The 24,609-nt window shown below is 64.7% G+C and carries 22 protein-coding genes; 14 read left to right on the forward strand and 8 right to left on the reverse strand.

Going from position 1 to position 24,609, the window contains the following annotated elements; translation table 11 throughout:
* The first annotated feature begins 28 nt into the window (after nt 1-28).
* From BRA1417_RS0120865 to BRA1417_RS0120880, 4 genes are all read left to right on the forward strand, one after another.
* Entirely contained in the window at nt 29-892 is an 864-nt protein-coding gene (locus BRA1417_RS0120865) for a branched-chain amino acid ABC transporter permease (protein ID WP_027517483.1), read from the forward strand.
* A gap of 1 nt (nt 893) precedes the next feature.
* Nucleotides 894-1,862 carry a branched-chain amino acid ABC transporter permease gene (locus BRA1417_RS0120870; protein ID WP_027517484.1) on the forward strand — a complete coding sequence of 323 codons (969 nt, stop codon included), beginning with the start codon at nt 894-896 and terminating at the stop codon, nt 1,860-1,862.
* A 158-nt stretch (nt 1,863-2,020) separates the two neighbouring features.
* A complete protein-coding gene (locus BRA1417_RS0120875; RefSeq protein ID WP_027517485.1) occupies nt 2,021-2,665 on the forward strand; it encodes a DUF47 domain-containing protein in 645 nt (214 codons plus the stop codon).
* Nucleotides 2,666-2,681: 16 nt separating this feature from the next.
* The gene (locus tag BRA1417_RS0120880) at nt 2,682-3,689 is read left to right on the forward strand and encodes an inorganic phosphate transporter (RefSeq protein ID WP_027517486.1); all 1,008 of its coding nucleotides are present in this window, start codon (nt 2,682-2,684) and stop codon (nt 3,687-3,689) included.
* Here the strand turns inward: BRA1417_RS0120880 and sugE are convergent.
* Nucleotides 3,682-3,996, reverse strand: a complete 315-nt coding sequence (sugE, locus tag BRA1417_RS0120885) for a quaternary ammonium compound efflux SMR transporter SugE (protein WP_027517487.1) — start codon at nt 3,994-3,996, stop codon at nt 3,682-3,684. The genes BRA1417_RS0120880 and sugE overlap by 8 nt on opposite strands.
* Before the next feature lie 161 nt (nt 3,997-4,157).
* Between sugE and BRA1417_RS0120890 the strand changes: the two genes are divergently transcribed.
* The 8 genes from BRA1417_RS0120890 (at nt 4,158) to BRA1417_RS0120930 (ending at nt 12,984) form a co-directional block, all read left to right on the forward strand.
* The gene (locus tag BRA1417_RS0120890) at nt 4,158-5,777 is read left to right on the forward strand and encodes a peptide chain release factor 3 (protein ID WP_027517488.1); all 1,620 of its coding nucleotides are present in this window, start codon (nt 4,158-4,160) and stop codon (nt 5,775-5,777) included.
* 227 nt (nt 5,778-6,004) lie between these two features.
* Nucleotides 6,005-6,583: a hypothetical protein gene (locus BRA1417_RS0120900; protein WP_027517490.1), complete on the forward strand. Its 579-nt coding sequence runs from the start codon at nt 6,005-6,007 to the stop codon at nt 6,581-6,583.
* 71 nt (nt 6,584-6,654) lie between these two features.
* Complete coding sequence (locus BRA1417_RS0120905) at nt 6,655-7,239, forward strand: NnrU family protein (protein WP_007609254.1); 585 nt, start codon at nt 6,655-6,657, stop codon at nt 7,237-7,239.
* Nucleotides 7,240-7,309: 70 nt separating this feature from the next.
* Nucleotides 7,310-8,902: a class I adenylate-forming enzyme family protein gene (locus tag BRA1417_RS0120910; protein ID WP_027517491.1), complete on the forward strand. Its 1,593-nt coding sequence runs from the start codon at nt 7,310-7,312 to the stop codon at nt 8,900-8,902.
* 169 nt (nt 8,903-9,071) lie between these two features.
* Nucleotides 9,072-9,725, forward strand: coding sequence for a tetratricopeptide repeat protein (locus BRA1417_RS0120915; protein WP_027517492.1), 654 nt, complete (start codon nt 9,072-9,074; stop codon nt 9,723-9,725).
* Nucleotides 9,726-9,751: 26 nt separating this feature from the next.
* Complete coding sequence (locus BRA1417_RS0120920; RefSeq protein WP_027517493.1) at nt 9,752-10,300, forward strand: hypothetical protein; 549 nt, start codon at nt 9,752-9,754, stop codon at nt 10,298-10,300.
* Nucleotides 10,301-10,348: 48 nt separating this feature from the next.
* Nucleotides 10,349-11,731: a ribosome biogenesis GTPase Der gene (der, locus tag BRA1417_RS0120925; protein ID WP_027517494.1), complete on the forward strand. Its 1,383-nt coding sequence runs from the start codon at nt 10,349-10,351 to the stop codon at nt 11,729-11,731.
* Nucleotides 11,728-12,984, forward strand: a complete 1,257-nt coding sequence (locus BRA1417_RS0120930) for a TCR/Tet family MFS transporter (protein WP_027517495.1) — start codon at nt 11,728-11,730, stop codon at nt 12,982-12,984. The genes der and BRA1417_RS0120930 overlap by 4 nt, the downstream gene beginning before the upstream one ends.
* A gap of 37 nt (nt 12,985-13,021) precedes the next feature.
* Here BRA1417_RS0120930 and BRA1417_RS0120935 read toward each other — a convergent pair whose 3' ends face one another.
* The 6 genes from BRA1417_RS0120935 to radA form a co-directional block, all read right to left on the reverse strand.
* On the reverse strand, nt 13,022-14,248 hold the full coding sequence (locus BRA1417_RS0120935; RefSeq protein ID WP_027517496.1) for an ABC transporter substrate-binding protein: 1,227 nt from the start codon (nt 14,246-14,248) through the stop codon (nt 13,022-13,024).
* Nucleotides 14,249-14,417: 169 nt separating this feature from the next.
* Complete coding sequence (locus BRA1417_RS0120940) at nt 14,418-15,566, reverse strand: hypothetical protein (RefSeq protein WP_027517497.1); 1,149 nt, start codon at nt 15,564-15,566, stop codon at nt 14,418-14,420.
* Nucleotides 15,567-15,644: 78 nt separating this feature from the next.
* A complete protein-coding gene (locus BRA1417_RS0120945; protein WP_027517498.1) occupies nt 15,645-16,385 on the reverse strand; it encodes an SDR family NAD(P)-dependent oxidoreductase in 741 nt (246 codons plus the stop codon).
* A 160-nt stretch (nt 16,386-16,545) separates the two neighbouring features.
* Nucleotides 16,546-18,051: an amidophosphoribosyltransferase gene (gene purF, locus BRA1417_RS0120950; protein ID WP_027517499.1), complete on the reverse strand. Its 1,506-nt coding sequence runs from the start codon at nt 18,049-18,051 to the stop codon at nt 16,546-16,548.
* Between the two features lie 27 nt (nt 18,052-18,078).
* Nucleotides 18,079-18,708, reverse strand: coding sequence for a CvpA family protein (locus BRA1417_RS0120955; protein ID WP_007592055.1), 630 nt, complete (start codon nt 18,706-18,708; stop codon nt 18,079-18,081).
* Between the two features lie 166 nt (nt 18,709-18,874).
* Nucleotides 18,875-20,320, reverse strand: a complete 1,446-nt coding sequence (gene radA / locus BRA1417_RS0120960; RefSeq protein WP_027517500.1) for a DNA repair protein RadA — start codon at nt 20,318-20,320, stop codon at nt 18,875-18,877.
* Nucleotides 20,321-20,535: 215 nt separating this feature from the next.
* Here radA and BRA1417_RS0120965 point away from each other — a divergent pair, with 215 nt between their 5' ends.
* Both BRA1417_RS0120965 and BRA1417_RS0120970 read left to right on the forward strand, forming a co-directional pair.
* A complete protein-coding gene (locus BRA1417_RS0120965; protein WP_035968684.1) occupies nt 20,536-21,693 on the forward strand; it encodes an ABC transporter substrate-binding protein in 1,158 nt (385 codons plus the stop codon).
* Nucleotides 21,693-23,762, forward strand: coding sequence for a bifunctional diguanylate cyclase/phosphodiesterase (locus BRA1417_RS0120970; protein WP_027517502.1), 2,070 nt, complete (start codon nt 21,693-21,695; stop codon nt 23,760-23,762). Before BRA1417_RS0120965 ends, BRA1417_RS0120970 begins: the two co-directional genes overlap by 1 nt.
* Nucleotides 23,763-23,774: 12 nt before the next feature.
* Here BRA1417_RS0120970 and BRA1417_RS0120975 read toward each other — a convergent pair whose 3' ends face one another.
* On the reverse strand, nt 23,775-24,500 hold the full coding sequence (locus BRA1417_RS0120975) for a sulfite exporter TauE/SafE family protein (RefSeq protein ID WP_027517503.1): 726 nt from the start codon (nt 24,498-24,500) through the stop codon (nt 23,775-23,777).
* Between the last annotated feature and the right edge of the window lie 109 nt (nt 24,501-24,609).

The following is a 24,609-nucleotide window of genomic DNA, read 5'->3' on the forward strand; positions in this document are numbered from 1 at the left end:
AACGCCGAAGGGACCGGGTGCGGGATCGATGCAGGCTCTTTACGCTCAGCTACTGGTGGGACTGATCAATGGCTCGTTCTACGCGCTGCTCAGTCTCGGGCTTGCCGTGATCTTCGGTATGCTCAACATCATCAATTTCGCCCACGGTGCGCTCTACATGATGGGCGCGTTCGTCGCCTACTTCCTGCTGAACATCGGCGGCATCAACTACTGGTGGGCGTTGCTGTTGGCCCCGATCATCGTCGGCATCTTCGGCATGATCCTGGAACGGACCATGCTGCAATGGCTGACGGGGCTCGACCATCTCTACGGACTGCTCCTGACCTTCGGCATTGCGCTGATCGTGCAGGGCGTGTTCCAGAACTATTTCGGCTCCTCTGGCATGCCTTACGCCATTCCGGACCAGCTCAAGGGCGGCATGAATCTCGGCTTCATGTTCCTGCCCATCTATCGCGGCTGGGTCGTCATCTTCTCGCTGATCGTGTGTATTGCGACCTGGTTCCTGATCGAGAAGACGCGTCTCGGCGCCTATTTGCGCGCGGCGACTGAAAACCCGACGCTGGTGCGCGCCTTCGGCGTCAACGTGCCGCGCATGATCACGCTGACCTATGGTTTGGGTGTCGGCCTGGCCGCGCTCGCCGGCGTGCTGTCGGCGCCGATCAACCAGGTGCGGCCGCTGATGGGCGCCGACCTGATCATCGTGGTGTTCGCGGTGGTGGTGATCGGCGGCATGGGATCGATCATGGGCTCCATCATCACCGGCTTTGCGCTCGGTGTGATCGAGGGCATGACCAAATATTTCTACCCCGAGGCCTCCAACACCGTCGTGTTCGTGCTGATGGTGCTGGTGCTCTTGGTGAAGCCAACGGGATTGACGGGAAGGGCGGCCTGATATGACAGCCTTGACGGACGACACGCTGCCGGTAACCCCACGCACGATCCGCGACGAGATGATCGTGTTCGTGGTGATGGCGCTGCTGCTGGCTTCGGTGCCATTCACGGGAGTCTACCCGTTCTTCGTGATGCAGGCGCTGTGCTTCGCGCTGCTCGCCTGCGCCTTCAACCTGCTGATCGGCTACGGCGGTTTGCTGTCCTTCGGCCATGCGATGTTCTTAGGCACAGCCGGCTATTGCAGCGCGCATGCGCTGAAGGTGTGGGCGTTGCCGCCGGAGCTCGGCATCCTCGTCGGCGTCGCCGGTGCCTTCGTGCTCTCGCTCATCACGGGCTATATCTCGATCCGCCGCCAGGGCATCTATTTCTCGATGATCACGCTGGCGCTGTCGCAGCTTTTGTACTTCATCTACCTCCAGGCGCCGTTCACCCATGGCGAAGACGGCATCCAGGGCATCCCGCAGGGACGCATGTTCGGCGTCTTCGATCTGACCAAGCCAACCGTGCTCTACTACGTGGTTCTGGTGGGCTTCCTCGCCGGCTTCCTGCTGATCTTCCGCATCATCAACTCGCCGTTCGGCGAAGTGCTCAAGGCAATCCGCGAGAACGAGCCGCGCGCGATCTCGCTGGGTTACCGGACCGATCAGTACAAGTTCCTGGCTTTCGTCCTGTCGGGCACGCTGGCCGGCTTTGCCGGTGCGCTGAAAGTCTTCGTGGCGCAAAACGCCTCGCTCACGGACGTGCACTGGTCGATGTCAGGCGAAGTCGTGCTGATGACGCTGGTCGGCGGACTCGGAACCGTGTTCGGTCCCGTGGTCGGTGCCTTCGTGATCATCGCCATGCAGCAATATCTGGCGGGGTTCGGCCAGTGGGTGACCGTGATCCAGGGCTCGATCTTCGTCATCTGCGTGCTCACCTTCCGCCGCGGCGTCATCGGCGAAATCGCGCATTACTTCCGGCGGTCGCTGTAAGTTATTGATATAATAGAAGATGTGTTGACGCGCGAAAGCGGTGGATGATCCGGCTCCACGGGCGTGAGGTGGCACGCGCGTGGATCGAAAATGGTCTATGACAGTTTCATGACGGCCCGCTTGGGCCAGGCCATAATCCAACCGGTAGTCTCTCTCCCATGATGCGATTGTTTCGCGCTTTCCTGCCCAAGGAAGAACGGTTCTTCGATCTGTTCGACCGCCACGCCCAGACCGTGATCCAGGGCTCGATCGCGCTCCAGAGCATGCTCAACGGGGGCGAGGAGACGCCGGTCTATTGCCAGCGCGTCAACCAGTTTGAGAACGATGCCGACAACATCACCCGTGAGGTGCTGACGGCGGTGCGCCGTACCTTCATCACCCCGTTCGACCGCGGCGACATCAAGAACCTGATCACCTCGATGGACGACGCCATCGACCAGATGCAGCAGACCGCCAAGGCCGTGATGCTGTTCGAGGTCCGCAGCTTCGAGCCGCCGATGCGGGAGATCGGCGGGCTTCTGATCGAATGCGCCAATCTGGTCGGCCGTGCGCTGCCGCTGATGCAGAAGATCGGCCAGAACGTGGCCATGCTGACCGCGATCACGGAAGAGCTGGGCAAGCTGGAAGGCCGCGTCGACGATCTCCATGATATCGGCCTGAAGGAACTGTTCCTCAAGCATCGCAACGGCAACGCGATGGATTTCATCGTCGGCGCAGAGATCTACGATCATCTCGAGAAGGTCGCCGACCGCTTCGACGACGTCGCGAACGAGATCAACAGCATCGTCATCGAGCAAGTTTAGGGCAGGGGACCGCGCCGTGGATGTTGCGTTGGGTCTTCCCGTCCTGGTCGGACTGATCGCCGTCGCGCTGCTGTTCGACTTCCTGAACGGCCTGCACGACGCCGCCAATTCGATCGCGACCATCGTCTCGACCCGCGTGCTGCGGCCGCAATACGCGGTGTTCTGGGCCGCGTTCTTCAATTTCGTCGCCTTCATGGTGTTCGGGCTGCACGTCGCCCAGACCATCGGCACCGGCATCATCGATCCTGCGATCGTGGATGCCCAGGTGATCTTCGCGGCGCTGGTCGGCGCCATCGTCTGGAACCTGGTGACGTGGGCGCTCGGCATCCCATCGTCCTCGTCGCATGCATTGATCGGCGGCTTGTTTGGTGCAGGCGTAGCCAAGGCCGGCCTTTCGGCGGCGGTCTGGAGCGGATTGACCAAGACGGTGATCGCCATCGTGCTGTCTCCGCTCGTCGGCTTCCTGCTCGCGATGGTACTGGTTGCGATCGTGTCCTGGGCTTCGGTGCGCTCCACGCCCTTTGCCGTGGATCGCGCCTTCCGCATCCTGCAATTCGCCTCCGCCTCGCTCTATTCGCTCGGCCATGGCGGCAACGACGCGCAGAAGACCATGGGCATCATCGCCGTGCTGCTCTATTCGCAGGGCCAGCTCGGCGGCGAATTCTTCGTGCCCTTCTGGGTGGTGCTCTCGTGCCAGGCGGCGATGGCGATGGGGACGCTGATGGGCGGCTGGCGCATCGTCCGCACCATGGGCCTGCGCATCACCAAGCTGACCCCGATGCAGGGCTTTTGCGCCGAGACCGGCGGTGCCGCGACCCTGTTCATGGCGACCTTCCTCGGCGTTCCCGTCTCGACCACCCACACCATCACCGGGGCCATCGTCGGCGTCGGCGCCGCTCGCCGCCTCTCGGCGGTGCGCTGGAACGTCGCCAGCTCGATCGTCTATGCCTGGGTGATCACGATGCCGGCCTCGGCCATCGTCGCCGCGCTGAGCTGGTGGGCGGTCAAGATCTTCCTCAGGTAACCAGCTTCAGCCCGACAATCCCGGCGACGATCAGCCCGATGCTGGCGAGGCGGAACGCGGTGGCCGGCTCGCCGAACAGGACGATACCGAGCGTCGCGGTACCGACCGCGCCGATGCCGGTCCAGACCGCATAAGCGGTTCCAATCGGCAGCGATTTGAGGGCGAGCCCCAGCAGGATGATGCTGCCGGCCATGGCGCCGAGCGTGAGAACCGACGGAACGAGCTTGGTGAACCCCTCGGTATATTTGAGGCCGATCGCCCAGGAGATCTCCAGCAGACCGGCGACGAACAGGATGCTCCAGGCCATGACGACCCTCCATTCAAGGCAGGGTCGTCCCCGCGACTGGTGTGCTGATGGAAAGGAAAGGTCGTCCCTCCCAACCAAGCGGATATGGGACTGGCCGGAAGGCTCCGCAATCACCAGATGAGGCTTGATCAGGCTCATTTTCCCTGCCAAACGCTGCCGCAATGTCCGACATCGCCACCACAGCCGAATCGACGGCCCGTTCCTCGCTTGCCGCTGAAGTGTCGCGGCGGCGTACCTTTGCGATCATCTCGCATCCGGACGCCGGCAAGACCACGCTGACCGAAAAGCTGCTGCTGTTCGGCGGCGCCATCAATCTGGCCGGCCAAGTCAAGGCCAAGGGCGAGCGGCGCAACACGCGTTCGGACTGGATGAAGATCGAGCGCGAGCGCGGCATCTCGGTCGTGACCTCGGTCATGACCTTCGAGTTCGAGGGCCTCGTATTCAACCTGCTGGACACGCCGGGCCACGAGGACTTTTCGGAAGACACCTATCGCACGCTCACGGCGGTCGATTCCGCCGTCATGGTGATCGACGCCGCCAAGGGCATCGAGGCGCGCACCCGAAAGCTGTTCGAGGTGTGTCGTCTCCGCGACATCCCGATCATCACCTTCATCAACAAGATGGACCGCGAGAGCCGCGACGTCTTCGAGCTCCTGGACGAGATCGAGAAGACGCTGGCGCTCGATACCACGCCGATGACCTGGCCTGTCGGCCGCGGCCGCGAGTTCCTCGGCACCTATGACGTCGTCAATGGCGGCGTGCGCCTTCTCGAAGGCGGCGGCGCCAAGACCGGCGCGGCGCAGCAGATCGAGATCGCCGAGCTCGCCAAGCTCAACGCCAATCTCGACGTGTCGGCGGTCAAGGACGAGCTTGAGCTCGTCACCGCGGCTTCAAAGCCGTTCGAGCTCGAGGCGTTTCGCGAGGGCCATCTGACGCCGGTTTATTTTGGCAGCGCGCTGCGCAATTTCGGCGTCGGCGATCTGCTGCAAGGCCTCGGCAAGTTCGCGCCCGAGCCGCGCGCGCAGGAGAGCGACCAGCGCAAGGTCGAAGCCACCGATCCGCGCATGAGCGCCTTTGTGTTCAAGATCCAGGCCAACATGGATCCCAACCACCGCGACCGTATCGCCTTCGCCCGCCTGTGCTCCGGCAAGCTCAGCCGCGGCATGAAGGCGAAGCTCGTGCGCACCGGCAAGAGCATGCCGCTGTCCAGCCCGCAATTCTTCTTCGCGCAGGACCGTTCGGTGGCGGACGAAGCTTATGCCGGCGACGTTGTCGGCATTCCCAATCACGGCACGCTGCGCATCGGCGATACGCTGACCGACGGTGAGGATTTCAACTTCGTCGGCGTGCCGAGCTTTGCGCCGGAAATCGTCCGCCGCGTGCGTCTTACAGATGCGATGAAGGCGAAGAAGCTGAAGGAAGCGCTTCAGCAGATGTCGGAAGAGGGCGTGGTGCAGGTGTTCCGTCCGCGCGACGGTGCGCCCGCGTTGGTTGGCGTCGTCGGCGCACTGCAGCTCGACGTGCTCAAGGCGCGGCTAGATGCAGAATATTCGCTCCCGGTCGAATTCGAGGTCAGCGAGTTCCAGCTTGCGCGCTGGGTCTCCTCGGTGGACCGCAAGAAGCTCGACACCTTCATCGCGGCCAACACCTCCAGCATCGCCGACGATGTCGACGGCGATCCCGTCTATCTGGCGCGGAACGAGTTCTATCTCGGCTACACAAGGGAACGTGCCGAGGGCATCGAGTTCACCAACGTCAAGGACGTCAAGAAGAAGGGGTAGGGCGTAGCTCAGTCCGCTCCTCACCCTCCGCTGTCATGCCCCGCGAAGGCGGGGCCATCCAGTACGCCGCAGCCTCTCGGCTCAATCACAATCGTCTCGGAGTACTGGGTCGCCCGGTCAAGCCGGGCGACGACACCGTCCTCGGACGCGCGCATGTGAACAGCCGCAGGCTTGACGTTGCCGGCGGCAATGCCACGTTCACCCATGTGGCCTTGCGAGTTCACTTTATGTGGCGCGGCATCCTTGTTTTCCTCCTGCTGGCGATCTCGTCGATCGCCGCCGACGCGCGGCCTCGGCAAATCAACCCAATTCCGTTTTCGCACGAGCCGTGCAGCGTGCTCGACGGTAGGCCCTGCACGCCGTCCTATTGCAGCCCGCTCGAGCCTGGCCCCTGCATTCCGGAGATCGACTATCCCTACGGCCAGAACCTCCAGCTCACGATCCAAAGCGTGCCACCGGAGGCCGATCGCGCCAAATACCAGAAGCCGGATCATGATCTCGACACCATCGGCGATCTCTTCGCCGAGCTGCGCAGCTGCTGGACGCCGCCATCGGACAATGCCCGCGCGGGCATGCAGATCGCCGTGCGTTTCAGCTTCAACAAGTCGGGCGGCCTGATCGGCCCGCCGCGCCTGACCTATGCGACGGCGGGCGTGCCCGCCGAGACGAGAACCTCCTACCTCAATGCGATCAATTCATCGCTGAAAGCCTGCCTGCCGCTGAAATTCACCGGCGGTCTTGGCGGTGCTCTCGCCGGGCGGCCGATCGCGATCCGGTATGTCGACAATCGCGAGATCGGCAAGTAGCGCATCAGTTGCGACCCGCGGCCAATCGATGATACGCCATGGGTTGGGGCGCTCGTTGAGGGGAGAATCTCGTGGGTCTGCTGGTTATGATCCTGGGGCTTGCGCTGTTTTTTGCGGCGCATGTGTTCACGACGAAACGCGAGGCGCGCGCGCAGGCCATCGCGAGACTGGGTGAGGGGACCTACAAGATCCTCTATTCGCTTGCCTCGCTCGCGGGGCTCGCACTGATCATCTGGGGCTTCGCGCACTACCGTGCGACCGGCTGGATCGACGTCTGGTATCCACCGAAGGCGCTGAAGCACATCACGCTCGCACTGATGCTGCCCGCGGTCATCCTGGTGGTTGCGTCCTATCTGCGCGGCCGCATCTATGCGACGCTGAAGCATCCGATGCTGGCGGGCATCAAGCTGTGGGCGGCGGCGCATCTTCTGGCCAATGGTGATCTCGGCTCCATCATCCTGTTCGGCTCCTTCCTGGGCTGGGCGGTGTATGATCGCATCACGCTGAAGCGTCGCACCGATGGTGGCGGTCCGCCGATTCCGGTCGGCGGCGTCACCAACGATCTGATCGCGGTCGTGGTTGGAATCGTCGCTTATCTGGCGCTGGCTTTTGCGTTCCATCCTGTCGTCATCGGCGTTCCCGTGATGGGTGGCTAGCCGATCAGCACAAGACAGGACCGCATGCCCATGCGCGGAAGGTAACGAGAGCAACAAGCCAAGGCATCCGATGGACTGGTCGCATTCTCAGATCCCGCCAATGCGGTTCGAGGCGCGCTTCGGCGATCGGGTCGTGCCGGCATTTTGCGATCGGCCATCGAGCCTGTGGGCGATGATTGCAGACGCCTGCGCCCGCAATCCCGACGGCGAAGCGCTGATCTCAGGCCATGTCCGGCTGAGCTGGCGGCAGGCCGTCGAGCAGGCTGGGCGGATCGCGGCGGGATTTCGCAAGCTCGGATTGCAGCGCGGCGATCGTGTCGCGATCCTGCTCGGCAACCGCGTCGAATTCCCGCTGCTGCTGTTTGCTACCGCGCATGAAGGGCTCGTCACGGTGCTGCTCAGCACGCGCCAGCAGAAACCGGAAATCGCCTATGTCCTCAGCGATTGTGGCGCAAAGATATTGATCCACGAGGCGGCGCTCGCGGAGCGGCTGCCGGATGCGCGGGATGTGCCCGAAATAATCCACCGCATCGCCATCGACGACGATCCGGCTTTGTCGCGTTACGCGGTGCTGGCAGACAACACGCCGGCCTTGGCGCCGGTCGAGACCAGCGAGGAGGACACCGCGATGATCCTCTACACCTCGGGCACGACAGGCAAGCCGAAGGGCGCGATGCTGGCCCAATGCAACATCGTCCATTCCTCGATGATCTTCGTGTCGTGCCTGCAATTGACGGCGGCCGACCGTTCGATTGCGGCAGTGCCGCTCGGCCACGTCACCGGCATCGTCGCCAACATCACGACGATGATCTGCTGCGGCGGCGCGCTGATCATCATGCCGGAGTTCAAAGCCGGCGAATATCTTAAGCTCGCCGCGCGCGAGCGCGTCACCTACACGGTGATGGTGCCGGCGATGTACAATCTCTGCCTGCTCCAGCCCGACTTCGAGAGCTACGATCTGTCGAGCTGGCGCATCGGCGGCTTTGGCGGCGCACCGATGCCGGTCGCCACCATCGAGAAGCTCAAGACGATCATTCCGGGCCTCGAGCTGGCGAATTGCTACGGTGCGACCGAGACGACATCGCCGTCCACGATCATGCCGGGCGAGCTGACAGCAAACCACATCGACAGCGTTGGCCTAGCGTGTCCGGGTGCACGCATCCTGGCAATGGGGGCCGACGGGCGTGAGCTGCCGCCTGGGGAGATAGGCGAGCTCTGGATCCAGAGTGCCTCCGTGATCAAGGGGTACTGGAACAATCCCAAAGCCACAGCCGAAAGCTTCACCAGCGGGTTCTGGCATTCCGGCGATCTCGGCTCGGTCGACGCGGAGGGATTTGTCCGGGTGTTCGACCGGCAGAAGGACATGATCAATCGCGGTGGCCTCAAGATCTATTCGGCCGAGGTCGAATCCGTGCTGGCCGGCCACCCGGCCGTGGTCGAGAGCGCGATCGTCGCCAAAGCCTGCCCGATGTTGGGCGAACGCGTCCACGCCGTGGTGGTGACGCGCGCACCAGTGGACAGCGAGGCCTTGCGGGCCTGGTGCGCGGAGCGGCTGTCGGACTACAAGGTCCCGGAAACCATGGTGATCACCGCGGAGCCGCTGCCGCGCAATGCCAATGGCAAGGTGCTGAAGCGGCAGCTGCGGGAGCTGTTGGGAAATTGACCCGGGGAGGCGGTCTCTCCGGGCTGTCCCGGGTGGTTAACGCCTTGATCGGGCTCACTTTGCCTTGCCACCGCCATATCGTTAGGGTACCCCGCCGCCACGTGGGGGACGGGATTCCTGACGCGAACGCTTTGGCGTGCGCACCCGGACGGGCATGGGATTAGCATAAGTGTCTGAATTATTTGACGAAGTCGACGAGGAAGTACGTCGCGAACAGCTCAAGAAGCTGTGGGACAAGTATTCGATTTTGTTCATCGCCCTGATGGTGCTGATCGTCGCCGCCGTGGGTGGCTGGCGCGCTTACCAGTATGTGGAGGCCAAGAAGGCTGCCGAGACCGGTGCTGCCTTCGAGAAGGCTGCAGAGCTGTCCGAGCAGGACAAGCATGCGGAGGCCGAGGCGGCCTTCACCGAGCTCGCTGCCAAGGCTCCATCGGGCTATCGCACCCTGGCGCGGCTGCGTGCCGCGGCCGAGGCGGCGGCCCGCGATCCCAAGGCGGGCGCCAAGCTCTATGACGACATCGCCGCCGACCGCAGCGTAGGCGGCGAGTGGCAGGATCTGGCGAAGATCCGCGCCGCCGGTCTCCTGCTCGACAGCGCCGGCTATGCCGATATGCAGCAGCGGCTGGAAGCCTCCACCGCGCCCAAATCGACCTTCCGTCATACCGCCCGCGAGATGCTGGCGCTGTCGGCCTGGCGCAACAACGACATGACTGCCGCCCGCAAATGGCTCGACGCGATTGCCGAGGACGGCGAAACGCCGCCGGGCCTGCGCTCACGCGCCGAGGCGCTGCAGGCCCTGCTGCCGCCCGTAGCGAAGAGCTGAGCCGAGAGCTGAGACGAGATACCGAAATGCGCCGCACGCCACGCTTGATCGCAGCCGCCGTCCTGATCGCCTTCACGGGCGTGCTGGGCGGTTGCTCCAGCTTCGATCCGAGCGACATGCTCGACTTCCTCGATACCAAGAAGAAGCTGCCGGGCGACCGCAAGCCGGTGTTCCCGGAAGGCGTGCCGGGCCTCGAGCAGGGCGTTCCGAAGGACATGTACAAGGGCGCGCAGCAACAGCCCGATCCGAACGGACCCGCCGTCGCGGCTCTGCCCACCGAGCCTGCGCCCGAGCCGAAGCCGGCGAAGGGTGCCAAGGCGAAAAAGACCAGGCAGCCGGCCAGTGCGACCGTCGCGCCGGCTGGGGCGCCCGGCGGCGAAGTCGATGGCGAGGCCCAGCCCGAGGCCGCGCCGCCCGCTGCCACTCCGCCGCCCAGGCAGAAGATCGTGCGCAAGCGCACCACCGCGCCGCCGCCCGATCAGCCCGTCCAGCAGGCGCAACCGACCCAGACCACCCAGCAGCAAACGCAGGGCGCCTTCCCGGCGCCGATGCCGAGCGGCAGCTTCTCGCGCTAGTTTTTCATTTCATTGACAGGCGCGGCTCCGGCAGCGCACGAATGACCCATGTCCTTTAAGATCGCCATTATCGGCCGACCCAATGTCGGCAAGTCGACGCTGTTCAACCGCCTGGTCGGGCAGAAGCTCGCGCTTGTCGATGATCTGCCCGGCGTCACCCGCGATCGCCGCGAGGGCGAGGCCAGGCTCGGCGATCTCGACTTCACGATCATCGACACCGCCGGCCTCGATGAAGGCACCAAGGGCTCGCTGACCGCTCGCATGCAGGAGCAGACGGAGGCCGCGATCGCACAGGCCGACGCGCTGTTCTTCGTGATCGATGCCCGCATGGGCCTCACGCCCAACGATCGCGCCTTCGCCGATTTCGCCCGCAAGGCCAATAAGCCGGTGCTGCTGGTCGCCAACAAGAGCGAAGGCAAGCATGGCGATGCCGGCGCGATGGAGGCTTTCGCGCTAGGCCTCGGCGATCCCATCCAGATCTCGGCCGAGCACGGCGAGGGCATGGGCGAGCTCTATGATGCTCTGCGCCCGCTGATGCCGGAGCCGATAGAGGACGATGAGTTCGAAGACGATGAGCCGCTGACGGAGGAAGAGGCCGCTACGCGTCCGATCCGGGTCGCGATCGTCGGCCGGCCCAACGCCGGCAAGTCGACGATGATCAATCATCTGCTCGGCGAGGAGCGCCTGCTGACGAGCCCGGAGGCCGGCACCACGCGCGATTCCATCGCGGTCGAGATCAACTGGAAGGGTCGCGAGTTTCGCGTGTTCGACACCGCAGGTCTGCGCCGGCGCTCGCGGATCGAGGAGAAGCTCGAAAAGCTCTCGGTCGCCGACGCACTGCGCGCGGTGCGCTTTGCCGAAGTCGTCGTGATGATGATGGACGCGCAGAACCGTTTCGAGGAGCAGGATCTTCGCATCGCCGACCTGATCGAGCGCGAGGGTCGCGCCGTCGTGCTCGCCGTCAACAAATGGGACCTGATGGAGAGCAAGGGTGGCGGTGCGATCTCGAATCTGCGCCGCGATGCCGATCACTTGCTGCCGCAGATCAAGGGCGTGCCGATCGTCGCCGTCTCCGGCTTGATGGGCGAGGGCATCGATCGCCTGATGCAGGCGATCCAGGATGCCTATGCGCTTTGGAACAGGCGTGTGTCGACCGCGGCGCTGAACCGCTGGTTCGAGGAGGCGGTGCAGGCCAATCCGCCGCCGGCGGTGTCCGGCCGACGCCTCAAGTTGAATTACATCACGCAGACCAAGGCGCGCCCGCCGAGCTTCGTGCTGTTCTGCTCGCGTGCGGACGCTGTGCCGCAGTCCTATCTGCGCTACCTCACCAATTCGCTGCGTGAGGCCTTCGAGCTGCCGGGCACACCGCTGCGCATCACCCTGCGTGAGAAGGCCAATCCGTTCGCCCACAAGCGCAAGCGGCCTTCATGAGCAACGACGCCGGCGAGGCGATGGCGCAGGGCGCAGCGCCAGTCCGGCGCGGTGCGGTCGCCTTCATCTTCGTCACCATCCTGCTCGACATGCTCGCGCTCGGCGTGATCATGCCGATCCTGCCAAAACTGATCGAGAGCTTCGTCGACAACGACACGGCACACGCGGCCCGCATCTTCGGCCTGTTCGGCACCGCCTGGGCGCTGATGCAGTTCGTGTTCTCGCCGGTGCTCGGCGCGCTGTCGGATCGCTTCGGGCGGCGGCCGGTGGTGCTGCTGTCGAATTTCGGACTCGCGGCCGATTATGTGCTGATGGCGCTGGCGCCGTCGCTGGTCTGGCTGTTCGTCGGCCGCGTCATCTCGGGCATCACCTCGGCCAGCATCTCGACCGCCTTTGCCTATATCGCAGACATCACGCCGCCGGAGCGACGCGCGGCGGTGTTCGGCAGGATTGGCGCTGCATTCGGCGCCGGCTTCGTGCTGGGCCCGGCACTGGGCGGCCTGCTCGGCGATATCGATCCGCGCCTGCCGTTCTGGGCCTCGGCGGCGTTAAGCTTGGCCAATGCACTCTATGGGCTCTTCGTCCTGCCGGAATCGCTGGCGCCGGACAAGCGGGCACCGTTCCGCTGGAGGAGCGCCAATCCGCTCGGCGCGCTTCGCCTGCTGCGTTCCAACGCGGTGCTCGCCGCGTTGTCCGTCGTCAACTTTATCGCGCAGGTCGCGCATGTCGTGCTGCCCTCGACCTTCGTGCTCTACGCGACCTATCGCTACGGCTGGGATTCGAAAACCGTGGGCTTGACGCTGGCGATGGTCGGCGTCTGCGCGATGGTGGTGCAGGGGCTCGCGATCGGCCCGATCGTGCGCGTGTTCGGCGAGCGCAACGCCTTGTTGCTCGGCCTGTGCTGTGGCGCGGTCGGCTTCGTGATCTTCGGCGCGGCGCCGACCGGGCCGCTGTTCTGGATCGGCATTCCCGTGATGTCGCTGTGGGGCATTTCGGGCGCTGCCATGCAATCGCTGATGACGCGGCTGGTCGCGCCGGATCAGCAGGGCCAGTTGCAGGGCGCGACCGCGAGCGTGCAGAGCGTGTCGCAGCTCGTCGGCCCGTTCCTGTTCACGCTGACGTTTTCATATTTCATCGGCGCCAGCGCGCCCTGGCAGCTGCCCGGCGCGCCGTTCCTGCTCGCGGCGGTGTTGATGGTGATGTGCGTGGCGATTGCTGTGCGGGCGCTGGGAACGGCGAAGACGGTTGCGTAGGGTGGGTTAGGGTTCAGCCAACCCACCCTACGACTTCTTACTTCTTCACCAGCGGGCACTCGCTGTCCTTGAGCGGCTTGGCCGCATCTTCCGCCGCGATCGTGGCGATCTGCTTGTAGTAGTCCCACGGTCCCTTCGATTCTTCGGGCTTCTTCACCTCGAACAGATAGGCCGGGATGAGACGACGCCCGTCCTCGCGCAGCGGACCCTTGCCGAACAGCGGATCGTCGGTCGGAAGCTCCTTCATCTTGGCGACGACCTTGGCGCCGTCATGCGGATTGCTGCCGAGCGCATCCATCGCCTTGAGATAATGCAGCACCATCGCGTAATTGCCGGCCTGCGTCATCGACGGCATCGCATTCTTGTTGGCCAGCGCCGAGAAGCGCTTCGACCAGGCGCGGGTCTGATCGTTCATGTCCCAGTAGAAAGATTCCGTGAAGGTCAGGCCCTGGGCGGTCTTCAGACCCAGCGAATGCACGTCGTTGATGAACAGCAGCAGCGCCGCGAGCTTCTGCCCGCCCTGCACGATGCCGAACTCCGCGGCCTGCTTGATCGAGTTCGTGGTGTCGCCGCCGGCATTGGCAAGGCCCACGACCTTGGCCTTGGACGATTGCGCCTGCAGCAGGAAGGAAGAGAAGTCTGCGGTATTGATCGGATGCTTGACGCTGCCGAGCACCTTGCCGCCGTTCGCGGTCACGACCGCCGTGGTGTCGCGTTCGAGCGCATGGCCGAAGGCATAATCTGCGGTGAGGAAGAACCAGCTGTCCCCGCCGGCCTTGGTCAGCGCCTTGCCGGTGCCGTTGGCCAACATGTAGGTGTCATAGGTATAGGAGACCGTGTTCGGCGTGCAGGCCTTGCCGGTCAGGTCGGCCGAGGCCGCGCCGGAATTGAGCAGCACCGAATTCTTTTCCTTGACCAGGTTGCTGACCGCCAGGGCGACACCGGAATTCGGCGTGTCCGCAATCGCGTCGATCTTATCGTTGTCGATCCACTGCCGGGCAATGTTGACGCCGACGTCCGGCTTATTCTGATGGTCGCCGCTGATGACGTCGATCTTCCAGCCCTTCTTGAGCAGGCCGGAATCCTCAACTGCCATCTTGATCGCGACCACGGAGTTGGGGCCGCCGATGTCGGCGTAGAGGCTGGACATGTCGTTGAGCACGCCGATCTTGACGGTCTTGTCCTGGGCGAAGGCGGATGTGGCAAAACCGAAGGCGGCACAGGCCAGAAGGGCCGCAGAGCGGCGCGCGAACGTCGTCGTCATAAAAGATTTCCTCCATTGTCAAACATGCGGACGGCTCTCTTGAACGGAGCCTTGTTCCGGCTGATGGCTCTACCGTGTCCCACGGCCGGCGGCAATGCGCCTAAAGCCGGATGACGCTGCGTCGCAGCGTCATCCCTCCGTTAACTTTTGGGCAAAATGCGTCGAGACGCTATTTCAGCGCGTCCGATGTCAGCTTGAATTTCTGGATGCGCTTTCCGGTGTCGACCTCGGCGGTATAGACGTTACCCTTGGCGTCGATCGCCATGGCATGCACCCAGTGGAATTGGCCGGCATTGCGGCCGTTGTGGCCGAAGCTGCCGACCACGCTGCCGTCGTCGCGCCTGATCACCCTGATCTCGTTGTTCTCGCCGTCGGCGCTGAGCAGCCAGGTCTGCTTCGGATCGGGCCAGATCGCGATGTCCCACACCGCGCCGTTGCCGAGCGTGTTCTTCTCGAAGAAGAACTCCTTCACGAAGCTGCCGTCCGTCTTGAACACCTGGATGCGGTTGTTGATGCGGTCGCAGACGTAGACGAGACCGTCATTGGCGAGTTTCACGCAGTGGACGGGATTGCCAAACTGCTGGGACACCGGCGCCTTGGGATCATAGGCCGCCTGCTTGGTGTCATCGGGCTTGTTGCCGTAGGCGCCCCAGTGCCGCTTGTAGGCGAGCGTGGTTGCGTCGAACACGATGACGCGGCGATTGCCGTAGCCGTCGGCGACATAGATTTCGTTGGCGGCCTTGTCGATCGCGGTCTCGGCCGGCTTGCCGAGCTGCGTCGTGTCGTTGCTGCCGAGGCTCGGCGCGATCTTGCCGATCTGGGCGACAAACTTGCCGTCGAGCGTGAACTTCAGGATCGCGTTGTCGTTGTCGGCATTGCCGCCGACCCAGACGAAGCCGCGCTCGTCGACTTCTATGCCGTGCTCGCGGCCGACCCATACATAGCCTTCGCCGGCGCCGCCCCATGATCGCAGCAGATTGCCGTCGCTGTCGAATTCGAGCACCGGCGGCGCCGACACGCAGCATTTCGAGCGCGGCGGGGTGAGGCTCGCGCCTTTCTCGTCGTCGGTGAGCGAGCGCGGCCGATGGATCACCCAGATGTGGCCCTGCCAGTCGACGGTGATGCCGCCGACCTGGCCGAGGATCCAGTTGTTCGGCAACGGCTTTGGCCAGGACGCATCGACCGCGAAGGTCGGGACATCGCCGGCGGTCGCCGCGCCCGGAAGCGCAAACGCGACGGCCGCGATCAGGACGGAAAATGCGCGAGAGACATTTGCGAGCGCATGCGTAGAGCCTGCGCGATTCCGCCATGGCGCCATGGCAACCTCCCTTTATTGGCCTGCAGCTTGCTGCCGCTTGAGCGCGGGCAGTCAATCGCGGGGAGGCCGTCAAGTCAATCAGGCCGGAGAGCGGAAGCTCATCAGGCTGCGGGTCTTATAGTCGTAGAACTTGCCGGTCTCGGTCCAATCCGGCGCGCACATCGGCACGATCAATTCGGCGACCTGCTCGGCCGTATCGAGCGTCGCCGGGTCTTCGCCCGGCATCAGCGTGGCGCGCATGCGGGTGCGGACAGGGCCCGGATTGAACAGATTGACGCGCAGCTTGGTGTTCGCGGTCTCCTGCGCCCAGGCGCGCGCCAGCGTTTCCAGCGCCGCCTTGGAGGCGGCGTAGGGGCTCACATAGGCGGTCGCCTTGTTGGCCGCGCCGGATGTGATGAACACCGCGCGGCCGGCGTCGGATTGCTTGAGCAGCGGCTCCATGCAGCGGATCAGCTGGAAGTTCGCGGAGACGTTGACGGCCATCACGTCGGTGAAGGCCTTCAGCTCGATATGGCCGATCGGTGAGGAGGGCCCAAGCACGCCGGCATTGCCGACGAGGATGTCGAGCTTGCCGTAGCGCTCATGCAGGCCGGCACCTAGGCGTGCGATGCCGTCGGAATCGGTGAGGTTGAGCGGCACCAGCGTGGCGCTGCCGCCGTCCTTGCGGATCTCGTCGTCGAGCTCTTCCAGCCCGCCCTGCGTGCGCGCCACGGCGACGATATGCGCGCCGGCCTTAGCTAGCGCCTTCGCGGTGGCGAAGCCGATGCCGCGCGAGGCGCCGGTGACGAGAGCGATGCGGTTGGCGAGGGGATTTGTCATCAAGGGGTTCTATCCAGCGTCGTCCCGGCGAAGGCCGGGACCCATACGCCGTGACGTTTATGGCCAGGGAAGATGATTGTCACACCTTCTTCGAACCAGAGAGGCCGGTGGCAATGGGTCCTGCTCCCGTGCGAATTGCGCACTAGGCCGGGACGACAGTTCAGCTCGCCTCCGCCAGCAGCGACAATTGCCGCGGCTGCTGCTCGGTCTGGGTCTGGTCGGTGAGGTGGGTCGGATAGGCCCCGGTGAAGCAATGATCCGAGAATTTCGGATTGGTGGGGTCGCGGCCGGGCTCGCCCATGGCGCGGTACATGCCGTCGATCGACAGGAAGGCGAGCGAGTCGGCGCCGATGATCTCGCGCATCTCTTCCAGCGAATGTGTCGCCGCAAGAAGACCGCCGCGGTCCGGCAGGTCGATGCCGTAATAGTCGGGATAGAGGATCGGCGGCGAGGCGAGGCGGAAGTGCACTTCCTTGGCGCCGGCATCGCGCATCATGCGCACGATCTTCTTCGAGGTGGTGCCGCGCACCAGCGAATCGTCGATCAGGATGATGCGCTTGCCTTCGATCGCGGCGCGGTTGGCCGAATGCTTCATGCGCACGCCGGATTCGCGGATCGCCTGCGTCGGCTGAATGAAGGTGCGGCCGACATAGTGGTTGCGGATGATGCCGAGTTCGAACGGGATGCCGGAGTGCTGGCTGTAGCCGACGGCGGCGGGCACGCCGGAATCCGGCACCGGCACCACGACATCGACCGGCACGTGGCTCTCGCGCGCGAGCTGCGCACCGAAGGCCTTGCGCACCTCGTAGACCGAGCGGCCGTGGACGATGGAATCCGGACGGGAGAAGTAGATGTATTCGAAGATGCAGGGACGCGGCGCGATCGGCGGGAACGGCTTGTGAATGTCCTGCCCGTTCTCGTCGAACACGATGACCTCGCCGGGCTCGATGTCGCGGACGAAGCGCGCGCCGATGATGTCGAGAGCGCAGGTCTCGGAGGTCAGGATCGGGCAACCATCGAGTTCGCCGAGCACCAGCGGACGGATGCCGCGCGGATCGCGCGCGCCGACCAGCTTCTTGTTGGTCAGCGAGACCAGCGCATAGGCGCCCTCGATCTCGCGCAGCGCGTCGATATAGCGTTCGATGAAGCGGCTGCGCCTGGAGCGCGCGACCAAATGCAGGATCACCTCGGTGTCGGTGGTCGACTGCATCATCGCGCCGTTCTTCACGAGCTCGCGGCGCAGCGTCAGGCCGTTGGTGAGGTTGCCGTTGTGGGCGACCGCAAGGCCGCCGGCATTCAATTCGGCGAACAGCGGCTGCACGTTGCGCAGGATGGTCGCGCCGGTGGTGGAATAGCGGACATGGCCGACTGCCATCGTGCCGGGCAGGCGGTCGATCACCTCGCGGCGGGAGAAGGTGTCGCCGACGAGGCCGAGGCGGCGTTCCGAATGAAAGCGGCCGCCGTCATAGGAGACGATGCCGGCGGCTTCCTGGCCGCGGTGCTGAAGGGCGTGGAGGCCGAGCGCCGTGATGGCGGCGGCATCGGGGTGGCCGTAGATGCCGAAGACGCCGCATTCCTCGCGCAGCGTATCCCCCTCCAGATCGTCTTGAAGTTCCAGCGCGGCCGGGCCGAGATCAAGTAGGGCGTCCTGGTCAGGATTTCGCATCTCGTCCGAGCCTCTCGTTAGGGCTTATCAACGCGCCGCGGGTTTCTCGATCAGCTTTTTAAGGCTGTCACGAGCCGGTTTGCTGTATCCGTCGCCACTGCCCGAAGGCTGCTGCTCGGAATCAGTTTGCTCTTCATCTGGTTTGTTTTTCTTGAATCTCTTCAAGATGGTGTTCTCGGGGTCGTCAGGCAAGAGGGCCATCAGCCAATCGCCGGTTCCCTGCAGCACCACGCGGGATTTGGCCCCCGTGACCCAGTCCGGGCGCTGCTTGTCGGGCACCAGCCAGGTGAAGAACAGGAAGGCGACCACGACGATCAAAAGCCCGCGCGCCAGCCCGAACAGAAAACCGAGAGTGCGGTCCAGCGCGCCGATGCGCGAATCCAGGATCATGTCGGAGATCCGGACGGTGATCACGGAGACCACGACCAAAGTGCCCACGAACACGCCGGCGACCACGACCACGCTCGCGACGGTATCGTTGTTGAAATAAGTCTTTGCGGTCGGCAGCAGCTTCGAGAATGAATAAAGCGTGACGATCGCCGCCGTGCCCCAGGCCGCGATCGACAGGATTTCGCGCATGAAGCCGCGAACCATGGCGAGCAGGCCCGAAATCAGCATCACACCGAGCAGGATCAGGTCGAGGATGGTTACTGGCATCGGCTGGTCTGGTCCGCTCGTACTTCAAGGTGCTCAGCGAATCGGTGTTTGGCCGCCCGCCCTAAGTGAGGGCCAGACGACGTTCCCGGCAAGGCCGCAACCACGCAATCCCATGCTGCTTTTGTGACGGCTGTATAGCGGCGGGGGCGGGGGACGTCACCACCGGCTAACCCTCTCCACGGCGGAATCTTGCCGGTGTGGCATTTTTCTCTGCCGGCGCGCTCGAGTCGCCCCGCCGGGAGCCGCGCGCGGCGATCTCGGCGACCAGCGTCGTCAGGCTGTTGATCGCGTTCAGCGACAGACCGGCATCGCCGCCGGCTTCGCCCCGGGCCGATTCGGGCAGCACAGCGCGCTGAAAGCCGAGTTTTGCCGCTTCTTTCAGCCGGGCCGGGGTCTGCGCCACCGGGCGCACCACGCCGGAGAGCGAGATCTCACCGAAATAGACCGCATCGGTGGGTAACTGCGCATTAACCAGCGAGGACACCAGCGCTGCCGCGGCGGCCAGATCAGCCGCCGGCTCGTGGATGCGCAGGCCGCCCGCGACGTTCAGATAGACGTCGTGGCCGGACAGCTTGACCCCGCAATGGGCCTCCAGCACCGCCAGCACCATCGACAGCCGGCTCGGATCCCAGCCGACCACGGCCCGTCGCGGGGTGCCGAGCGAGGTCGGCGCCACCAGCGCCTGCAATTCGACCAGAACGGGCCTTGTGCCCTCGATGCCCGCGAAGACTGCGGTGCCGGGCGTGCCGAGATCGCGCTCGGACAAAAACAGCTCGGAGGGGTTGGTGACTTCGCGCAGGCCAAGCCCGGTCATCTCGAACACGCCGATCTCGTCGGTCGGCCCGAAACGATTCTTCACGGCACGCAGGATGCGGAATTGCTGCGAGCCTTCGCCCTCGAACGACAGCACCGCATCGACCATGTGCTCGACCACGCGAGGGCCTGCGATCTGGCCGTCCTTGGTGACGTGGCCGACCAGGATGATGGCCGCGCCGGTCCTTTTGGCAAAACGAATCAGGGCCTGTGCCGAGGCGCGCACTTGCGTCACCGTGCCGGGCGCCGATTCCACCGTGTCGGTCCACATCGTCTGGATCGAATCGATCACGATCAGCCGGGGCACCGCGCCCTCGGACAGCGTCGAGACGATGTCTTCGACCGACGTCTCGGCGGCGAGCTGCACCGGCGCATCCGACAGCCCGAGCCGCTCCGCGCGCAACCGCACCTGTGCGACCGCCTCTTCGCCGGAGATGTAGACGACGCGGTGACCGGCGCGTGCGAGCAGGCTTGTGGCCTGCGTCAGCAGCGTCGACTTGCCGATGCCGGGATCGCCGCCGACCAGAAGCACCGAGCCGCGCACGAAGCCGCCGCCGGTGACGCGATCGAGCTCCGTCATGCCCGAGGACAGACGCGGGGCGTCCTGGGTTTTTCCGGACAGGCTCTCCAGCGCGAACGTCCGCCCCTTGCGCTTGGAGCGGATCGACACCGGCACGCTGCCGGTCGTGTCCTCCTCCGCGAGCGTATTCCACTCGCCGCAGGACTCGCACTTGCCCTGCCAGCGGTTATAGGCCGCGCCGCAGTTCTGGCAGACGAAGGAAAGTGTGTTCTTGGCCATGGGGACAGCGAGTCCGGGGGATAGCGAGTCGGGGGTTTCAGGTTTGCTGATAGCACGGAATGACGGGTCGAGAGCGTGAGTCGAGCGGACCGCATCGCAGTTCGGCACGCCTGATACACACTTTGTTAGCTCTATGCCGCCGCAACAGGCCGGACTTTGCCAAATGTTAGCGGACGCGGGTCCAGTCTCGGAACCAATACGGGATGGCGAAACGAATGACCGGACTTTTGCGGATATTGCTGGCTTTCGGCATCACCTGCGGCGCTCTGATGCCGTCTGGCGGCGCTGTTGCGGCCGATGCGAAGCGTCTCAACGTCGTCTTCGTCAACCCGGGCAAGACCGGCGAGGTCTATTGGGACATGGTTTCGCTGACCATGCAGGCCGCCGGCCGCAAGCTCGGCGCGCATGTCGAGGTGCTGACCAGCGAGCGCAATTACCGCACCATGCAGGAGCTCGGGTTCGGCGTGGTGGCACGCAGCGACAAGCCCGACTTTCTCATTCTCTCGAACGAGGAATCCGCTGCCGTCCCGATCATGGAGGCAGCCGAGGCCGCCGGGATCAGGACGCTGCTGCTCTCGAACACGCTGATCGGCGACGATGCGGCGCGTCTTGGACCGCCGCGTCAAAAGCTCAAGACCTGGCTCGGCGACATCACGACGGATCTTCAGACCGCGGGCGCGCGGATGGCCAACGCCCTGATCGACGCTGCGCGTGCCGAGAAATGGCAGAGCCCGGACGGCAAGATCCACATTCTCGGCATCGGTGGCGACGAGATCACGCCGGCCTCGATCGCCCGCAACGCGGGTCTCAAGCTCGCGGTGGACGCCGCGCCCGACGTCGTGGTGGATCGGATGCTGTTCGCCAACTGGACGCAGTCGGAGGCCGAGCATGTCACCACGAATTATCTGAGCTGGGCCACGCGCAAGGAGATCCGGCCTGCGGGCATATGGGCCGGAAACGATCCGATGGCGCTGGGAGCGCTTCGCGCAGTGAGCGCTGCCGGCCTCACGCCCGGGCGGAACATCCAATTGGTCGGCCTCAACTGGTCGGAGGATGCGCTGCGCGAGATCAAGGCGGGTCGTCTGCTCTTGACCGACGGCGGGCATTTCCTGCTCGGCGGCTGGTCGATCGTTCTCTTGCGCGACTACGCTGATGGCTGCGATTTCGGGGCCCTATCACCCCGCGTCGAGGTCAAGACGTCCGCGATCACGCGCGACAACCTCGCTGCGGTCGGCGACCTCATCACCACGCGCGCCTTCGACCGGATCGATTTCGCGCGTTTCAGGGCCAAGGCAGGGCGCTGCGGCCAGTACGACTTCTCCGTTGATGCGCTGATCTCGTCGCTGACCCCTGTGGAAGGCGCTGCCGACTGATGCGAAACGGCGACGACATGACCGATCCGGATCGCAAGCAGCAGGCGGCGCCGCCGCGCTTGCGCTCGGTCGTCCGTGCGATGATCTGGGCGACAGTACCTGTTCTGTTGCTGGTTCAATTGCTCGCCTCCGCCGGCGTCGAGGCCTCGAGCTTCTGGTCGCAGATCAGGCAGCTCGACGCCCGCATCGCCCGCGTCGCCGAGAGCCGCGCCGAACTGATCGCCGAACCGCTCTGGAAGATGCGTTACGACCAGGTCAAGAGCGTGCTCAACGAGATCATGCACGACGAGAGCATCGCCGCGGCGGCCGTTTACGACGATACCGGAATCGCGATTGCCCGCGTGGTGGCGCGCCCGGCGGGGCAGGCGGTCGCGGAGATCTCGCGTCCGATCAACTACAGCAACGGCAACATGGCCGTGCAGGCCGGCCGCATCGCGATCGTATATTCGCATGCGGCGCTCTACGCGGACACGGGCAGCCGGCTGGTGCTGCTGCTGGTCGTCGGCCTGTTGGCAACGTTTGCGACCCTGATCGCCATGCGGATCTCCGCCAACCTCTTCATCGGCAGGCCGCTGGCGGCAATGATGTCCGCGATCCAGCGCAGCAAGCAGGACGGCCGCGCCTATCCGGCGGAGGTCAAATCGTCGAACGAGTTCGGTCAGCTCGCGCATGCCTTCAACGCCATGCAGCACACGACGTCGGGTGCACTCGACCGACTCGGGCACATGGCCGCGCACGATCCGCTCACGGGGCTGCCCAATCGCCGCTCGCTCTCCGAGCACCTCGTGACCCTGAGTCACGATGCCGGCTCGCCGGACGCGCTGATCGCGCTCTGCTTCATCGATCTCGACGACTTCAAGGGCATCAACGACACTTTTGGCCATGATTCCGGCGACAAGTTCCTGGTGCACATTTCCGAGCGCCTCCGTGGTGCGGTCGAACCGCAAGATTGGGTGGCCCGGCTCGGCGGCGATGAATTCGTCGTCATTCGCCCCGAGGTCAGCAACGAGGAGAGCGCGCACAGGTTTGCGCGCCAATTGCTTGATGCGATTTCCGAGCCGATCCGGCTTCACGACAAGCAAGTCGTGCCGCGTGCCAGCATCGGCCTTGCCGTGCGCCGTGCCGGAGATCCCGAGCTTTCGCACCTGCCGGCGCTCGCCGACATCGCGCTCTACCACGCCAAGAGCAAGGCGCCCGGCACGGTCGCGGTGCTCGACGAAGCGCTTCAGCGCGACTATCGCCGCCGCCGCGAGCTCGAACTTGCCATTCCCACAGGCTTCGACGAGAGGCAATTCGAGGTCTGGTATCAAAGCCAGGTCGATCTCGAAAGCCACGACATCGTCGGCCTGGAAGCGCTGATCCGCTGGCGCCATCCGGAACATGGCGTGATCGGTCCGGGCGAATTCTTGCCGCTGATCGAGCGCAGCGGCAACAATGCGCGGCTGACGCGCTATGTGCTCACCGACGCCTGCCGCGCCCTGCAACATCTGGCTGCGGCCGGCAGGTCGCATATCCGGATCGCGATCAATCTGCCGCCGTCCGAGCTCGCCGACCATTCGTTCGCCGCCGAGCTGCGCGCGACCTGCGCGCGCTTTGACGTCGCGGCATCGTTGCTGGAGCTCGAGATCACCGAGGGATCGCTGATCAACAACATGGCCAGCGCATCCGAGACGCTGCACCGCCTGCGGCGCCTGGGTGCCACCATCGCGCTCGACGATTTCGGCACTGGCTACAGCTCGCTCGCCCATCTCAGGCGGTTTCCGCTGGACAAGGTCAAGATCGACAAGGCCTTCATCAACGAGATACCCGACAGCGCGGAAGACAAGGCGATTGTTGGCGTGATCGCATCGCTCGCCGGCACGCTGGGCCTCACTTTGGTGGCCGAAGGCATCGAGCGCGCCGAGCAGGCCCAGGCCATGCGCGAGATGGGCGTGAGGTTCGGGCAGGGCTTTCTCTATCATCGGCCGCAGCCACTCGAGGCCGTGTTGCTATGGCTCGAGGGACGGCCGGTTCACCAGAGCCGCATCCTCGAGGACAGCCCGTCGATCGCGCCCGAGTTGGCGGTCTGAAGCGCAGCGCGGCTACGGCTGCGCGGCGTTCCAGAGCATGGAGAGGCCGGCCGCGATCATGATCGCGTCCATCACCACGCGGAACATCTCCGGCTTCAGGCGCAGCACGAAGCGTTTGGCGATGAAGGCGCCCGCCATCAACGACGATCCAGCGACGAGGCCTTTGACGAACACATCGCCGGTCAGCGCGCCGAACCGTTCGAAGGTCACGGATTTCGCGGCATAGAGCCCGAGCGAAGAAGCCGCTTCGGTGGCGAGGAAGGCGCCCCGGGACAAGCCGTAGAACAGGAACAGCGGGACGCTGAGCGGGCCGGTGGAGACGACGATGCCGGTGAGATAACCGATGACGGCCCCGCCGATCGCCAGGTGCCAGAGATTGGCCTTGAGATCGTGCCGCGCCAGCCAGTGTCGCACCGGCACCATCGCGATCAGGAAGACCCCGATGGCAAGATCGACGGCGTGCGAGGGCAGCGCCAGCAGCGTCCGCGCGCCGAGCACGGCAGCCGGAATGCCCGTGACCGAATAGGCCGCGCAGGCACGCCAATCGACCTCGCGCCACCAGGCCAGGATCCGTGAGAGATTGGCCATGACGGCGGCCACCGCCATGATCGGCACCGCCTCCTTTGGCCCGTAGGCATAGACCAGCACCGGCATCAGCATGATCGACGAGCCCGTGCCGACGATGCCGGAAATGGTGCCTGCGACGAGGCCGACGATGAGGACGAAGAGGAAAGCCAAAACGGTCTCCACGAATCGGGAGAGTTTAGACGTGGCCAGCGGCGCGGGCGATCAGCGAGGCGAGGGAACCCCATCTTGCCGAACGAGAGCCGGCGTTAACCGTCGCCGA

Origin of the sequence: Bradyrhizobium sp. WSM1417, assembly GCF_000515415.1 — a bacterium.
Classification (GTDB): Bacteria; Pseudomonadota; Alphaproteobacteria; order Rhizobiales; family Xanthobacteraceae; genus Bradyrhizobium.

Excerpts from the sequence above, each read along its gene's own strand:
- BRA1417_RS0120865 (WP_027517483.1), top strand. The coding sequence starts at position 29 with ATGCAGGCTCTTTACGCTCAGCTACTGGTGGGACTGATCAATGGCTCG.
- BRA1417_RS0120870 (WP_027517484.1), top strand. The coding sequence starts at position 894 with ATGACAGCCTTGACGGACGACACGCTGCCGGTAACCCCACGCACGATC.
- BRA1417_RS0120875 (WP_027517485.1), top strand. The coding sequence starts at position 2,021 with ATGATGCGATTGTTTCGCGCTTTCCTGCCCAAGGAAGAACGGTTCTTC.
- sugE (WP_027517487.1), bottom strand. The coding sequence starts at position 3,996 with ATGGCCTGGAGCATCCTGTTCGTCGCCGGTCTGCTGGAGATCTCCTGG.
- BRA1417_RS0120890 (WP_027517488.1), top strand. The coding sequence starts at position 4,158 with ATGTCCGACATCGCCACCACAGCCGAATCGACGGCCCGTTCCTCGCTT.
- BRA1417_RS0120900 (WP_027517490.1), top strand. The coding sequence starts at position 6,005 with ATGTGGCGCGGCATCCTTGTTTTCCTCCTGCTGGCGATCTCGTCGATC.
- BRA1417_RS0120910 (WP_027517491.1), top strand. The coding sequence starts at position 7,310 with ATGGACTGGTCGCATTCTCAGATCCCGCCAATGCGGTTCGAGGCGCGC.
- BRA1417_RS0120920 (WP_027517493.1), top strand. The coding sequence starts at position 9,752 with ATGCGCCGCACGCCACGCTTGATCGCAGCCGCCGTCCTGATCGCCTTC.
- der (WP_027517494.1), top strand. The coding sequence starts at position 10,349 with ATGTCCTTTAAGATCGCCATTATCGGCCGACCCAATGTCGGCAAGTCG.
- BRA1417_RS0120930 (WP_027517495.1), top strand. The coding sequence starts at position 11,728 with ATGAGCAACGACGCCGGCGAGGCGATGGCGCAGGGCGCAGCGCCAGTC.
- BRA1417_RS0120935 (WP_027517496.1), bottom strand. The coding sequence starts at position 14,248 with ATGACGACGACGTTCGCGCGCCGCTCTGCGGCCCTTCTGGCCTGTGCC.
- BRA1417_RS0120940 (WP_027517497.1), bottom strand. The coding sequence starts at position 15,566 with ATGGCGCCATGGCGGAATCGCGCAGGCTCTACGCATGCGCTCGCAAAT.
- BRA1417_RS0120945 (WP_027517498.1), bottom strand. The coding sequence starts at position 16,385 with ATGACAAATCCCCTCGCCAACCGCATCGCTCTCGTCACCGGCGCCTCG.
- purF (WP_027517499.1), bottom strand. The coding sequence starts at position 18,051 with ATGCGAAATCCTGACCAGGACGCCCTACTTGATCTCGGCCCGGCCGCG.
- BRA1417_RS0120955 (WP_007592055.1), bottom strand. The coding sequence starts at position 18,708 with ATGCCAGTAACCATCCTCGACCTGATCCTGCTCGGTGTGATGCTGATT.
- radA (WP_027517500.1), bottom strand. The coding sequence starts at position 20,320 with ATGGCCAAGAACACACTTTCCTTCGTCTGCCAGAACTGCGGCGCGGCC.
- BRA1417_RS0120965 (WP_035968684.1), top strand. The coding sequence starts at position 20,536 with ATGACCGGACTTTTGCGGATATTGCTGGCTTTCGGCATCACCTGCGGC.
- BRA1417_RS0120970 (WP_027517502.1), top strand. The coding sequence starts at position 21,693 with ATGCGAAACGGCGACGACATGACCGATCCGGATCGCAAGCAGCAGGCG.